Annotated in this window: 15 protein-coding genes; 14 read left to right on the top strand and 1 reads right to left on the bottom strand. The window is 32.0% G+C overall.

What is annotated here, in order from left to right; genetic code table 11:
- Position 1: 1 nt before the first annotated feature.
- The 8 genes from ACJAX4_RS04095 (at position 2) to ACJAX4_RS04060 (ending at position 7,162) form a co-directional block, all read left to right on the top strand.
- Complete coding sequence (locus tag ACJAX4_RS04095; RefSeq protein ID WP_435788183.1) at positions 2-1,084, top strand: NlpC/P60 family protein; 1,083 nt, start codon at positions 2-4, stop codon at positions 1,082-1,084.
- Positions 1,085-1,235: 151 nt separating this feature from the next.
- Positions 1,236-2,999: an urease accessory protein UreH domain-containing protein gene (locus tag ACJAX4_RS04090; protein ID WP_435788182.1), complete on the top strand. Its 1,764-nt coding sequence runs from the start codon at positions 1,236-1,238 to the stop codon at positions 2,997-2,999.
- Positions 3,000-3,084: 85 nt separating this feature from the next.
- On the top strand, positions 3,085-3,354 hold the full coding sequence (locus ACJAX4_RS04085) for a metal-sensing transcriptional repressor (protein ID WP_435788181.1): 270 nt from the start codon (positions 3,085-3,087) through the stop codon (positions 3,352-3,354).
- 16 nt (positions 3,355-3,370) lie between these two features.
- Complete coding sequence (locus tag ACJAX4_RS04080; RefSeq protein ID WP_435788180.1) at positions 3,371-5,809, top strand: heavy metal translocating P-type ATPase; 2,439 nt, start codon at positions 3,371-3,373, stop codon at positions 5,807-5,809.
- Between the two features lie 84 nt (positions 5,810-5,893).
- Positions 5,894-6,076 (top strand): hypothetical protein, encoded by a 183-nt coding sequence (locus ACJAX4_RS04075; RefSeq protein ID WP_291641782.1) that lies wholly within the window; start codon positions 5,894-5,896, stop codon positions 6,074-6,076.
- Positions 6,077-6,168: 92 nt separating this feature from the next.
- On the top strand, positions 6,169-6,321 hold the full coding sequence (locus ACJAX4_RS04070) for a hypothetical protein (RefSeq protein ID WP_435788179.1): 153 nt from the start codon (positions 6,169-6,171) through the stop codon (positions 6,319-6,321).
- 117 nt (positions 6,322-6,438) lie between these two features.
- Entirely contained in the window at positions 6,439-6,882 is a 444-nt protein-coding gene (locus ACJAX4_RS04065; RefSeq protein WP_435788178.1) for a hypothetical protein, read from the top strand.
- Between the two features lie 55 nt (positions 6,883-6,937).
- On the top strand, positions 6,938-7,162 hold the full coding sequence (locus tag ACJAX4_RS04060) for an SHOCT domain-containing protein (protein WP_435788177.1): 225 nt from the start codon (positions 6,938-6,940) through the stop codon (positions 7,160-7,162).
- A gap of 333 nt (positions 7,163-7,495) precedes the next feature.
- Here ACJAX4_RS04060 and ACJAX4_RS04055 read toward each other — a convergent pair whose 3' ends face one another.
- Complete coding sequence (locus ACJAX4_RS04055; protein ID WP_435788176.1) at positions 7,496-7,735, bottom strand: heavy-metal-associated domain-containing protein; 240 nt, start codon at positions 7,733-7,735, stop codon at positions 7,496-7,498.
- A 242-nt stretch (positions 7,736-7,977) separates the two neighbouring features.
- Here ACJAX4_RS04055 and ACJAX4_RS04050 point away from each other — a divergent pair, with 242 nt between their 5' ends.
- The 6 genes from ACJAX4_RS04050 (at position 7,978) to ACJAX4_RS04025 (ending at position 13,174) form a co-directional block, all read left to right on the top strand.
- Complete coding sequence (locus tag ACJAX4_RS04050) at positions 7,978-8,526, top strand: hypothetical protein (protein ID WP_435788175.1); 549 nt, start codon at positions 7,978-7,980, stop codon at positions 8,524-8,526.
- 31 nt (positions 8,527-8,557) lie between these two features.
- Entirely contained in the window at positions 8,558-9,100 is a 543-nt protein-coding gene (locus ACJAX4_RS04045; protein WP_435788174.1) for a hypothetical protein, read from the top strand.
- Positions 9,101-9,562: 462 nt separating this feature from the next.
- Positions 9,563-11,362, top strand: a complete 1,800-nt coding sequence (locus tag ACJAX4_RS04040; protein WP_435788173.1) for a penicillin-binding transpeptidase domain-containing protein — start codon at positions 9,563-9,565, stop codon at positions 11,360-11,362.
- Between the two features lie 161 nt (positions 11,363-11,523).
- A complete protein-coding gene (locus tag ACJAX4_RS04035) occupies positions 11,524-11,910 on the top strand; it encodes a NusG domain II-containing protein (protein ID WP_435788172.1) in 387 nt (128 codons plus the stop codon).
- Positions 11,911-11,999: 89 nt separating this feature from the next.
- The gene (gene lgt, locus ACJAX4_RS04030; protein WP_435788171.1) at positions 12,000-12,830 is read left to right on the top strand and encodes a prolipoprotein diacylglyceryl transferase; all 831 of its coding nucleotides are present in this window, start codon (positions 12,000-12,002) and stop codon (positions 12,828-12,830) included.
- A gap of 131 nt (positions 12,831-12,961) precedes the next feature.
- A complete protein-coding gene (locus tag ACJAX4_RS04025) occupies positions 12,962-13,174 on the top strand; it encodes a heavy-metal-associated domain-containing protein (RefSeq protein WP_435788170.1) in 213 nt (70 codons plus the stop codon).
- The last annotated feature ends 64 nt before the right edge of the window (positions 13,175-13,238 follow it).

Genomic DNA, 13,238 nt, shown 5'->3' with positions numbered 1-13,238 from the left:
AATGAAGAATGCCCTGAGAAGTATAGTGGTTATATTAAGTTTGATTTTTACTTTAAACATAACTGTATTAGCGGCTCCAACAAATGAGAAGTTGCAACAGCAGAAGGATGCAGTAACGAAAATTCAAGCAGAAAGAGAAGAAATTGAAATAAAAATAGAACGCTTTGATAATGAAATTGTAACAATAATGGCTAAAACAGAGGAAAACAAAGGTAAAATAGCTGGAACAGAAAAGGCAATTAAAAGCGCCGCTATTGAGGTTAAAAGGGTTGAAAATGAAGTCCAAAAGGAGCAGAAATTATATAATAGTAGAATGAGAACGATGTACATAAATGGATTTGATGGGTATATAAGCACTATCCTGAGTTCTGAGAGTTTTGGAGATTTTATATCAAGAGTGGAAAACATAAAAGCCATTATAGAGTTTAATAGAAAAGTAGTCGGTGAATTTGAAGCTACCAAAAGTCAATTAAGTGAAAAGAAGCTAAGTTTATATAAGACAAAGAAAACATTGTTGAACATACAAACAGAAAATAAGCAAAAATTAGATAAGATAAGCATTTCTAAAAAGTCGCAAAAAAAATTAATAACTCAACTAAACAGTAGCGAAAGTCTTCTTGCAAGACAGATAAGTGAGTCGCAAGGATTAGCAAGTAAGAGCATAGCGAAAATAAATAAAATAAGAAAATCAACACCTAAATATGTACCTTCAAGGGGTTCAACCGCAGTATCAGCAAATGCTGTAATAGCCTATGCTTCTAACTTTCTTGGGACACCATATTTATGGGGTGGAACATCGCCTTCAACAGGCTTTGATTGTTCAGGATTTACACAATACGTATATAAGCATTTTGGGATTTCTGTAGGGAGAGCAACATTTCATCAAATAAAGGATGGGGTACAAGTATCAAGGGGAAACCTTAAGCCGGGGGATCTAGTGTTTTTTGGAACTAATAACAACCCTCATCACATGGGCATCTACCTGGGAGATAATAATTACATGCATTCTCCACGTACAGGAGATGTAATTAAAATTTCAGCTATGACGAGGAAAGATTTTATAACAGGTAGAAGAGTAATGTAAGCGGTAAATTAATATTGAATTCAGATAAATAGCATATCTGGATTCAATATTTTTTATTAAAATTATTAGGCTATCTTCATAAAATCTACACATCTCATTTGTATAATATAGTTAAAAATATAATTATATATAATTTTAAAAGGGGTGACCAATGAGTAGTAAAAAACAAAACATTAAAGTTTATAACATGACATGTACCTCCTGTGAAGCTAGAATAGAAAAATCTCTGATGAGCATTTTTGGAGTTACTAAGGTATTGGCTGACTACAAAAGCGAAAGTGTGTTTGTGCAATATGATGATGAAACCTGCAACACATCACTAATTAAAGAAGCAATTTCGAAACTAGGTTATAGCACAGAGGATTCTGGAAATTTTAAACTTATTGGACTCCTAATAATAGTTCTTGCTATTTTTCTTATAAGCAAGGCTGGTAATAGCTTTGACATGGAATCTAAGCTAGCAAATGCATCTTATTTTGTTTTGTTTATAGTGGGTGTTTTCACTTCACTACACTGCGTAGGTATGTGTGGTGGAATAATGCTATCACAAAGTATAAGTATTGAAAATAAAAGCAAATTTCAATCTCTAAAACCTGCTATATTTTATAATTTAGGCAGAGTAATATCATATACCATTCTTGGTGGAATTGTTGGAGCTTTAGGTTCTATTTTTTCGCTTACGTTACCTTTTAAGGCTGGACTTCAGGTCTTAGCTGGTTTTTTTATGATTATTATGGGGCTCAATATGTCTGGATACAGTCTTTTTAGAAAATTCAACATAAGATCACCAATGCCTTTATGCAATATTAAAAAGAGCGGAAAAACTCCATTTATTGTTGGTGTTTTAAATGGGTTTATGCCTTGTGGGCCTCTTCAAACAATGCAATTATATGCTCTTGGAACCGGCAGTGCGGTACTTGGGGCTACTTCAATGTTCATATTTTCGCTTGGTACGGTACCTCTAATGCTTGGATTTGGAGCTGTTTCTGGTCTTTTAAGTAAGGGTAACACAAAGCAGCTTGTAAAATTTGGAGGAATTCTTGTAGTTGTTCTAGGACTTATTATGGGAAATCGCGGATTAGCTCTTGCTGGGATTAACATATCTCCTATGTCTTTAGTCAGTAAAGTGACAAGGCAGAGTAATTCTCCAGAGACTGCTTCAAAAGCTACTGTAGAGAATGGAGTTCAAGTAACAAATATGACTGCAACTGCAAGGGGGTACACGCCTAGTGTACTATATGTACAAAAGAATATACCAGTTAAGTGGGTAATAAATGGAGAACAGTTAACTTCATGTAATAATTCTATTGTTGTTCCCTCTCTAGATATAGAAAGAAAATTAGAAGCTGGTGAGAACATTATTAATTTTACCCCGGGGGATAAAGATATAAACTATAGCTGCTGGATGGGTATGATAGGCGGAGTAATTAAGGTAGTAGATGAAGCCTCTGCAATAGAGGCTTCAAGTGATGCTGATGCTACTACTAATTCAGATACCAGTGCTGAGACTCCTGTTAGACCTAGTATCTATGAAACTGAATTAACTAAAACCCCAATCGATATCTTAGTTAAAAAAACCACGATTGCAAATAACACTCAAACCATAACCATAAGTGGAATTGGTTATGAATTTTCTCCAATAATAGCTGTAGTACAAAGTGGCCTTAAAACTAATTTATCAATTGACTTAACAAAGTTTGATAATGCGGAAGGATCGTATTCAATAATTGATGCAAACTCCAAAATGATTTCTTCATTTGAATGTAAAAAAGGAATTAATGAGGTTGAACTGACCTTTGATAAATCTGGTGTGTATGGTATCATTAAAGATGAAAATACACTAGCTTTAATACATGTAGCAGAGGACATTAAGCCAATAGTGCTTGAAGAAATACGAGATAAATACTTAAAATAAAGATTAAATATGTGTATATTATATACTTTATGGTATATAATATACACATACAGCACCCCCTATATGGGGGGGAGGAGATGTTTAAATGAATAAGGAGCAGCTGCAAGCAATTCAAGCACTTAAGACATCAAGAGGCCAAATTGATGGGATAATTAAGATGATGGATAATGGTAGGTATTGCATCGATGTGTCAAATCAAATAATTGCAGCACAGTCACTACTTAAGAAAGCAAATATGTTAATATTAAAGCAACACCTTAATCATTGTGTAAAGGATGCATTTATAAATAATACAGGTGAAGAGAAAGTTGATGAAATAGTAGAATTACTTGCTAAATTAATTGGCAATAAATAATAGGGAGGAAAGAAATATGGAAGATAAAGTACTTAAAATAGAGGGAATGACATGCTCCGCTTGTGCTAAAGCGGTTGAAAGAGTTTCAAAGAAGTTACCAGGGGTTGAAGAGTCTAGCGTAAATTTCGCTACAGAAAAATTGAATATAAGTTATGATGAATCAATAATTAAATTATCAGATATACAAGCTGCAGTTGAAAAAGCAGGGTATAAACTAGTAGTCCAAACAACTAATAAAACATTAAAGCTGGAAGGAATGACTTGTTTGGCCTGCGCCAAGAATATAGAAAGAATAACGAGAAAACTGAGTGGCGTAGTGACTGCTGACGTAAACTTTGCCACCGAAAAATTGACTGTCTCATTTGAACCATCACTAGTTCGAACATCAGATATTAAAAAGGTAATTGAAAAAGGTGGATATAAGGCAATAGATGACGAAACTAATGTAGATGCTGATAAAGAAAAAAAAGAAAAAGAGATAAAGGCACTATGGAATAGATTTTTAATATCTGCGATTTTTGGAGTACCACTTCTACTAGTTGCCATGGTACCAATGTTTATTAAGTTACCAGCTGCAATTGACCCAATGATGCATATGGAGGCCTTTGCTATTCTACAACTGATACTTGTTCTACCAATAATGTATACAGGTAAAAAATACTTTGTTGTTGGGATCAAATCGTTATTTAGATTAAGTCCCAATATGGATTCACTTATAGCAATTGGAACCTCCGCGGCGTTTTTATATAGCTTATTTGCTGTATTTGAAATAACGTTTATGGGAAATGTGAATTATGAAATGTATTTTGAATCAGCAGGTGTAATACTTACACTTATAACACTTGGTAAGTATTTGGAAACAGTAACTAAAGGAAAAACCTCTGAAGCAATTAAAAAGCTCATGGGTCTTGCTCCAAAAACTGCAACAATAATAAGAGGTAATGAAGAAGTTGAGATTCCAATTGATGATGTAGAAGTTGGAGACTTAGTGGTAGTTAAACCTGGAGCAAAAATGCCTGTAGATGGCGAAGTTGTGGAGGGAACTACATCTGTAGATGAGTCAATGCTAACTGGTGAGAGTATGCCAGTGGAAAAAAGTATTGGTCATAAAATAATTGGTGCAAGTATTAATAAAAACGGTTCTATTAAGTTTAAAGCAACTAAAGTTGGTAGAGATACAGCGTTATCACAAATTATAACCTTAGTTGAAAATGCACAAGGATCAAAGGCTCCAATAGCTGCAATGGCAGATGTTATATCAAGTTATTTTGTCCCTGTAGTTATGGGTCTTGCTCTACTCTCATCAATAGCTTGGTTTATATCTGGAGAAACAGGAGTGTTCTCATTAACAATATTTATTTCAGTGCTGGTAATAGCATGTCCATGTGCGCTTGGTCTAGCAACACCTACAGCAATAATGGTAGGAACAGGAAAGGGTGCTGAATATGGAGTGCTAATAAAAAGTGGTACTGCACTTGAAACTGCACACAAAATTCAAACTATAGTGTTTGATAAAACCGGAACACTTACTGAAGGGAAACCAAAGGTAACTGATATAATAACTTTAAATGGCACTGACCAGGAATTGTTACTACAAATAGCGGCATCTTCTGAAAAAGGATCTGAACATCCATTAGGTGAGGCTATAGTAAAGGATGCTGAAGATAAATCACTAGAATTTAAAAAAGTAGATACATTTAAATCTATACCTGGGTATGGAATACAAGTTACTATAGAAGGTAATAAAATATTATTAGGTAATAGAAAACTTATGATTGAAAGTAATATATCACTAGATGAATTAGAAGATGTTTCAAACAGACTAGCTGAAGAAGGCAAGACTCCAATGTATATAGCCATAGAAAATAAGTTAAGTGGAATCATTGCAGTTGCTGACACAGTTAAAGAAAATAGTAAAAAAGCTATAGAAAGGCTTCATAGTATGGGGATAGAAGTTGCCATGATAACTGGTGACAACAAAAGGACTGCAGCAGCCATTGCGGCGCAAGTTGGCATTGATAGAATACTAGCCGAAGTTCTGCCTGAGGATAAAGCAAATGAAGTTAAAAAACTTCAAGCAGAAGGTAAAAAAGTTGCCATGGTTGGGGATGGAATAAATGATGCTCCAGCACTAGCTCAGGCTGATATTGGTATAGCAATAGGATCAGGTACAGATGTAGCGATGGAATCCGCAGATATAGTTCTTATGAGAAGCGACTTAATGGATGTTCCTACAGCGCTACAGTTAAGTAAAGCAACTATAACAAATATAAAGCAAAATTTATTTTGGGCATTTGGTTATAATGCACTCGGAATACCAGTTGCAATGGGAGTACTACACTTATTTGAAGGTCCACTTCTAAATCCTATGATTGCAGCACTTGCAATGAGTTTTAGTTCAGTCTCAGTTTTAACAAATGCACTACGATTAAAAGGATTTAAGCCGAAGGCGTAAAATTAGTCTTAATTATCTTTATATAATCTTCATAACTAATTGTTATAATTTGTACAAATTATAACAATTCTAAGGAGGATTACTATGAAAAAAATACTTTCAGTATCAGCATTGGTTATAACACTATTATCTTTATCTACTCAGGTTTTCGCTGCCAGCCATGTGTCTGAAATGGCTACATCAAAGGGTGGGAGACATGTAGCTGAATGTGCTCAAAAGATGGATAAAGGCATATCTGAATGTGCAAAACTTGATGAATGCAAATAAAAATTACAATGTTAAAAGCTAAGGTTGCACCTTAGCTTTTTTTTGTTCTTGGCCAATTTAAAAATATTGAGAGGCATAATTTTAAAGATGAAATGACTCCAAAAGAAAGAACGGAAGCAATATCAAAAGGTAAGCCCTATGATAGAATTCGATGTGGTCCTAGCATTGGTGATCATGCAGCAAATCTTATAGGTGTAGTTGAAGCGTTGCAGCATGACTTTAATATTTCACCTTTTAGCCATTAAGATAGAATTTAAGGCTCGAGGAAAAAATAAAATTAAAAAGTATTAGCTTCATAATTACTCCACAATTGAGTAGTAGAATAAATGTATAGAGAAAAACAATTAGAGGAGTGATATTAAATGAAAAATAAATTTATGGTTTTAGTAATAGCAGGTATACTAACAGTAGGAGGCGTTTCAGTTGCATATGCAACTGTTAAGAATGATACAACTTTCGACAATTCCAAAACACCAATAATTAGTTCGCAAAATAATGACGATAAATCATCAAATAATTACACGGATTCGATGATGGGTGATCAAAAGGATGGGACACAATCAAATGGAAGCTATAACGATATGGTAAAAATAATGAATGATAACGGGTTCAGTGATGAAGCAAAAGTAATTGAAAACAGAGATTTTGATTCTATGAACGATATTATGAATAACATAAGTGATGATGACTATAAAAAAATGATTGATATAATGGGAGAGAATGGATATGAATCTATGGCTAATATGATGGAATCCATTGGCAGAGAAGATATGGTAGAGCTTCATGGAAATATGATGGGGAGATAATGTTTTATCATTTAATTAAAATAATAATATAAAGATAATGGGAGGATAATTTTATATGATGGGATATGGGTATGGATATAATATGATGGGAGGTTGGTTTGGAATGATGATTATTCCTATAATTTTAATTGGGATTATTGTATATATAGGATCTAGGCAAGAACAAAACAATGCTAAATATATAGAAACTACAGATGATTCTTTGAATATCTTAAGTGAAAGATTTGCTCGTGGAGAAATAAATGAGGACGAATATAAGAGTAAAAAAAAATACTTTTAAAAGGTAAATCTTAAAAAAATTCTAGAAATTAAAATTTAACTTTACGTAGGATTGAAAAAAGCTATAAAATGTATTCGTAAAAGTATTTAGCTTTACGAGAGGTTATAAAATTGCTACTGGTGTGATTCAGACTTATGTTGGAAAGACCCCATAATAATAATAATAATAATAATAATAATAATAATAATAATCAACTTTTAAAATAAAGCCCAAGACTATGAACTATGTCTTGAGCTTTATTTTTAAATCATAAAAAAATTAGTCGTGTCAAAAGAGTAATCGGCAATTCTCTCTTTTAACATGACTTTTGAATTGGCCTGCTTTTTATCAATATTATAAGCTGAAATCATATATATTTTTGACTTTACCGGTAAGGATTGTTTCGTTAACCTTATCTTGTATCATTTTTTTAGAAATTGTCTTATCCCTATATATAATTTTTATTTTTTTGGATTCTAAACTTATATCTAAGCCATCTATTCCATTAGGGTTACTTAGACACTTAATTACGTTAATTAAACATTTATCACATAACATATTATATTGTTTAAAGTTGACTGTATAATATTTCATTTTATATGCCTCCTTGTTATTATAATACCAAATTTATATGTTTAATATATGAAGAAAAGAAATATAAAAGCTATCGGTTAAAAAGTAACTCTTAATGAAAATTGATCACTTTATTTTAAGTTCAAGGATATCTCCATAATTTCTTCATGACTTATAGGTAAACTTATTATATGCTATAAAAATAGATTTCTAACTATTAGCATAATATCAATTTAAAAAAAATTTACAGAGGGGTGGATTAGATGAAAAGTAGGAAAATAGCATATTTAATTATCTTATTAGCAATATTGATAATAGGAAGTTTAGTAATTACAACAATATATAACAAAAATCTAGCAGTAACTGAATCATCTGGTAACAAGGAAGTTAATAATGGAAAAAAATCAATAAATGAAGGGCAACTTACAGATGGGTTATCAAGATTTAATGGTGAAGGTAGCGTGCAGGTAGATGCTGTTTTAGAAAAAGCCTCAGAAAATGATCAACAATATATTACTATAAAGGTTGAACTTAATACACATTCGGTGGATTTAGATGCATTTGAATTTTCTAAAAATGTAAGCTTTAAAACAAGTGAAGGGATTAAGCTTGACAAGGAAATATTATGGGAAAAAACTGAAGGTGTAGGACATCATTATTCAGGAATTTATAAGGTTCCTAAACAAGTAGATGGTAAACCTACTATCGATGCTAAAACTAAATTTATAGAGTTAAACATTCAGAAGCTAGACAATGTAGTAAATAGAAGTTTCAGATGGAATAAGGATGCTTTAGATACTATAAAGATATAAAAATTGAAACTATTAATGCGAGGAGGAAACTATGAAAAAGAATCGTCCAATACTTTTTGGCATATTTGGCGGAACTGCATTATTTTTGATTTATGTTGTTATCCTCACCTTTGCTAATTCATTAGATCACGCCATAGAACAGTTTTTTCAAATATGGTATTGGATTTTGATCTTATCATTAGGTTTCGGAGTACAAGTTGGACTCTATTACTATATTAAATATAGCAAAACCATGAAAATAAAAGGGGAAGCATCAGAAATGGCGGCATCAGGGGGTGTATCTATTCTTTCTATGATTGCATGTTGTTCCCACCATCTCGTAGATATATTGCCTATCATAGGCTTATCTGTTGCTTCAGCATTTTTAGTTAGATATCAAATATCTTTTATTCTAATAGGTGTTTTCTCAAATCTAATAGCCATACAAACAATGTTGGGTATCATCCAGATACATCATTTATATAAAGAAAGTGGGATATTTAATAGAATATTTTTTTTCAATATGAAAAAAGTAAGATTGATTACTATTGCTTTAACTATTCTTACTATAACAATATCATTTATTTTAATGTGACTTTGAAGCACAAATTATATAAACCCACATTGCTTACTGAAATCAGCAATGTGGGTTTATATTTTATATTTAATAATATAATTTGGAACATCCGCAGCATTTTTGTGCAGCGTATTTGCAGGTGAAACTGGGTGCAAAATTATTTTACAACGTATCATGGTATAATACTCTTAGATTATATAAAATTTTTATGTGAAATAATCTTCTAAATTAAGTATAACAAAATGCGATGACGAAAGAGAATTTGAGTGGAGGTGATAAAAACTACGACAATAAGGAATACTTTTACTACATTTTAAACTGCTAAAAACACCTAAAGTATTATAATATATTTTTGTATTTTTGTAATAATAGCGTACTTCTACATAAAATATTTATAAATATTTTGTATAATGCATTATAAGGAAAATAAAAAGAAGAGATACATATTAATTTAAAATTTAGAACAGGTTGGTGGGCATTTTGAAAACAAAAAAGGTTAAAATCAAAAGGATTCTTGTTATAGGTATAGTACTTTCTTTATTATTTACTGCACTTGTGAGTAGACTCACTTATATAATGATTATTAATGGTTCTAATTATAAATCGTTGGCATTAGAACAAGGGACAAAAACTATAAAAATAGCTCCGAGGAGAGGATCAGTTTTGGACAGAAGTGGTTTAGAGCTGGCACAAAGCATAAATGTTTATAGGGTAGATGCTGATTTAAATGTACTAAAGAAGTATTTAATAGATGAAAAAATATCTGAAGGACAAGCTGCTAGTAAATTGTCCAAGATACTCAATGTTGAAAATAAGGAAATAAAAAAAATATTAGACATTCAAGATAGAGAGGGTAATCCACTTCAGTTTATATCCCTTGAAAGAGGAGTGGAGGAGAATGTTGTAGATGCTGTTAAAGCCTTGAAATATAATGGGATAATCATTTCAAGTGATGTAGATAGGTTGTATCCTAATAACAGGTTTTTATCCTCTGTTATTGGACATACCAATTTAGATGGAAATGGAGTTAATGGGGTAGAACTAAGTTATAATAATGAATTAAAAGGTGTTCCTGGGGTGAAAATGGTTGAAATGGATAGCGCTAGTAATGAATTGCCTTACACTGAAGCCGTGACGGTTCAGCCTATAGATGGAAAGGATTTAAAATTAACTATAGATGGGCCGATTCAAGAGTTAGCTGAAAGAGTGGCTAAAGAAACATTAGCTGAGAATAATGCTAAATCGGTAAGCATAACAATTATGGATCCAAGCAATGGTGAGATTTTGGCAATGGCGAATGTACCCGGCTATAATATGGACAAGCCTTATATAGAAGGTAAAACAGATGAAGAAACTCAAGAAAGCTGGAAGAATAGGGCTATCAGCAGTGTGTTTGAGCCAGGATCAATTTTTAAGGTTATAACAGCAGCTGCGGCACTTAAAAATAATGTAGTAACCGACAATGACCGTTTTATAAGTGATGGAAGCATCAAGGTTGGAAATAGGATATTGTATAATGATAATAAAGAAGATAATGGGGTTCAGACTTTGTCTGATATAATTAAAAATTCCGATAATGTTGGATTTATTCAACTTGGACAGAAGATTGGTAAGGATAATCTTTATAAATTTGCAAAAGAGGCTGGATTTGGTCAGAAAACAGATATAGACTTGCCTGGTGAAAGTGCCGGGTTAATGAAGGATTTAAAAACTTTTAAACCTATTGATCTTGCTACCATGTCATTTGGACAAGGGGTTGCAGTGACGCAGATTCAGTATATCGCAGCCTTTAATGCAGTGGCTAATGGAGGTAAATGGATAAGACCACATGTCATGAAGGAAATATCTCATATGGTAGATGATAAAAGAATTGTAGATAAACGGTTTGAAACTCTTAGTGAAAAGATTATAATGAGCAAAGAAAAAACAGCTCAATTAAGAACGTATTTGGAAATGGTGGTTAAGGAAGGAACTGCAACGCAAACATATATGGAGGGGTATCATATAGCCGGAAAGACGGGAACTGCAAATAAGGTTAATACTATCAAAGGAGGTTATGATTCAGGTAAATATATATCATCCTTTGTAGGAATGGCTCCTGCCAATAATCCGAAAATAACATTAATAGTTACTATTGATGAGCCTAACTCAAAAAAATATTATGCTTCTCAGACGGCAGTTCCGGCAGCACATAAGCTGTTTTCAGAGTTATTTACACTACTTAATATAACTCCGGATAATGGGAGTGATACAAATACTAACAATACTGTGGCGAAGTGAAAAGCAAATTAGTGGTCATCCCAATATTCATATTATCTTCATATTGTAATGCTAAACTATGTTTATAAATAATATTAATATCAAACTAAAAATATATTCAATAATTACTTGAAATAAGTTAATTATAGAGAATTTTAAAGTAGTAAACAAGGAGTTTATTTATGAAGAGTGGAGATAAAATAGTTGGAATAATACTTTTAATTATTGTGCTAATATCCTTAGGTGTAGCTTCAATATATAAGACTTCCTTAAAGGGGACAAAAAACACCGCAGTTATTAAGAGTGATGGCAAAGTAATTAAAACCATTGATTTAGATAAGGTAGTAGAGCCTCACGAGTTTACTATAAAAACAGATGCAGGCAATTACAATATCATATCGGTTAAACATAATGGTATTAGGGTAAAAGCTGCGAATTGTCCCAATCAAGTGGATGTAAAAGTGGGTTGGATTTCTAAGCCTGGACAGATAATTGTATGTTTGCCTAACAAACTTGTAATTAGTATTAATGGAGAGGTGAATAATGGAATTGATGGTGCGACCTTTTAAAATTTAAAAATGCAAGTAAAAAACGCTAAAAACATTAAAAATCGGTAGTTTTAGGCGAATTAAACTATTGTTGTAAGGGAGAATAGAATATGAAAGAATTATTTAGTATTGGACCTTTTCATGTGTATTTTTTTGGTCTAATGATTGCAATTAGTATAATTTCAGCAGTATCATTTGCTGAATGGCAGGCGAAAAAAAGAGGAATTAAAGATGAGATTATGTTTAACTTAGCAATAATTGGAGTGATTGCTGGTGTAGTTGGTGCAAGGTTATTTTATATACTTTTTTATAATCCTTCTTTTTATTTTAGTCATCCAATGGATATATTTAAGATTGCTGAAGGTGGATTGTCTATACATGGAGGGATATTTGTAGCCTTAGTCGCAGGGTACTTTTATTCGGTTAAGGTTAAAGTATCATTCTTTAAATTAGCAGATATTGCTGTAATGGCTGTAATACTTGCACAGGGCATAGGGAGAGTTGGTTGCGATGTCTTTGGAAAAGTAATGACTAATATTATGCCTTGGGGAATTAATATAGGTGGGAATATACTTCATCCTGCACAGGTATATGAGTTTATCTTAGATTATATTCTATTTATTATTTTGTGGAGAAAAAGTGAAAAACAAAAATATGAAGGTGAATTATTTGTTATTTATATTATAGGTTTTCCAATAATTAGAGGAATTGTTGAGTTCTTTAGGATAAATCCAGTAATTTGGGGACCGTTCTCAATATCCCATTTGCTAAGTTTAGTATTTATAATTGGTGGTTTAATAATATATGCTTATTTAAAAAGAAATGGCAACTATGAAATTAAAAATTATGAAGAAATTATGATACCGATGTATTTAAAGATTATATGTTTAATCATTCTCATAACTGTTTCTCTTATAGCTTTTTATATGGTTCAGGGATAAATTATAATATTTTGCAATGAGTTTTAATTCCGTTTCAGTTTTAATAAACACATTATGCTTAAAAGGCTTTAAGCCATTAAGATAGAATTCAAGAATCGAGTGAAAAATAGAATTCGAAGGGAGAAATAAAAATGAAAAAGAAATTATTTATAGAAGGTATGAGTTGCGGACATTGTGCAAATCATGTTAGCGAAGCATTAAAAGATATTGGTGCAAAAGACGTGGAGGTAAATCTTGATAAAAAGTTTGCCACTGCTGAAATAAGCGAAGATATCACGGACGAAGCTATAAAGGGAGCTATTGAAGAGGTAGGATATGATGTTGTAGGAATAGAAAAAGCTTAAATAAAAATAATTAATTTTTAAAATTAAGATGCCAAGTGTTATATGAAATATAATGCTTAGGCAT

Source organism: Clostridium sp. (assembly GCF_051278035.1).
Classification (GTDB): Bacteria; Bacillota; Clostridia; order Clostridiales; family Clostridiaceae; genus Clostridium_AD.
Note: the sequence above shows the minus strand (reverse complement) of the source record. Positions and strands in the feature narration are given on the sequence as shown.

What these genes read in the sequence shown, in the direction of transcription:
- ACJAX4_RS04095 (WP_435788183.1), top strand. Translation starts at nt 2, where the DNA reads ATGAAGAATGCCCTGAGAAGTATAGTGGTTATATTAAGTTTGATTTTT.
- ACJAX4_RS04090 (WP_435788182.1), top strand. Translation starts at nt 1,236, where the DNA reads ATGAGTAGTAAAAAACAAAACATTAAAGTTTATAACATGACATGTACC.
- ACJAX4_RS04085 (WP_435788181.1), top strand. Translation starts at nt 3,085, where the DNA reads ATGAATAAGGAGCAGCTGCAAGCAATTCAAGCACTTAAGACATCAAGA.
- ACJAX4_RS04080 (WP_435788180.1), top strand. Translation starts at nt 3,371, where the DNA reads ATGGAAGATAAAGTACTTAAAATAGAGGGAATGACATGCTCCGCTTGT.
- ACJAX4_RS04075 (WP_291641782.1), top strand. Translation starts at nt 5,894, where the DNA reads ATGAAAAAAATACTTTCAGTATCAGCATTGGTTATAACACTATTATCT.
- ACJAX4_RS04070 (WP_435788179.1), top strand. Translation starts at nt 6,169, where the DNA reads ATGACTCCAAAAGAAAGAACGGAAGCAATATCAAAAGGTAAGCCCTAT.
- ACJAX4_RS04065 (WP_435788178.1), top strand. Translation starts at nt 6,439, where the DNA reads ATGAAAAATAAATTTATGGTTTTAGTAATAGCAGGTATACTAACAGTA.
- ACJAX4_RS04060 (WP_435788177.1), top strand. Translation starts at nt 6,938, where the DNA reads ATGATGGGATATGGGTATGGATATAATATGATGGGAGGTTGGTTTGGA.
- ACJAX4_RS04055 (WP_435788176.1), bottom strand. Translation starts at nt 7,735, where the DNA reads ATGAAATATTATACAGTCAACTTTAAACAATATAATATGTTATGTGAT.
- ACJAX4_RS04050 (WP_435788175.1), top strand. Translation starts at nt 7,978, where the DNA reads ATGAAAAGTAGGAAAATAGCATATTTAATTATCTTATTAGCAATATTG.
- ACJAX4_RS04045 (WP_435788174.1), top strand. Translation starts at nt 8,558, where the DNA reads ATGAAAAAGAATCGTCCAATACTTTTTGGCATATTTGGCGGAACTGCA.
- ACJAX4_RS04035 (WP_435788172.1), top strand. Translation starts at nt 11,524, where the DNA reads ATGAAGAGTGGAGATAAAATAGTTGGAATAATACTTTTAATTATTGTG.
- lgt (WP_435788171.1), top strand. Translation starts at nt 12,000, where the DNA reads ATGAAAGAATTATTTAGTATTGGACCTTTTCATGTGTATTTTTTTGGT.
- ACJAX4_RS04025 (WP_435788170.1), top strand. Translation starts at nt 12,962, where the DNA reads ATGAAAAAGAAATTATTTATAGAAGGTATGAGTTGCGGACATTGTGCA.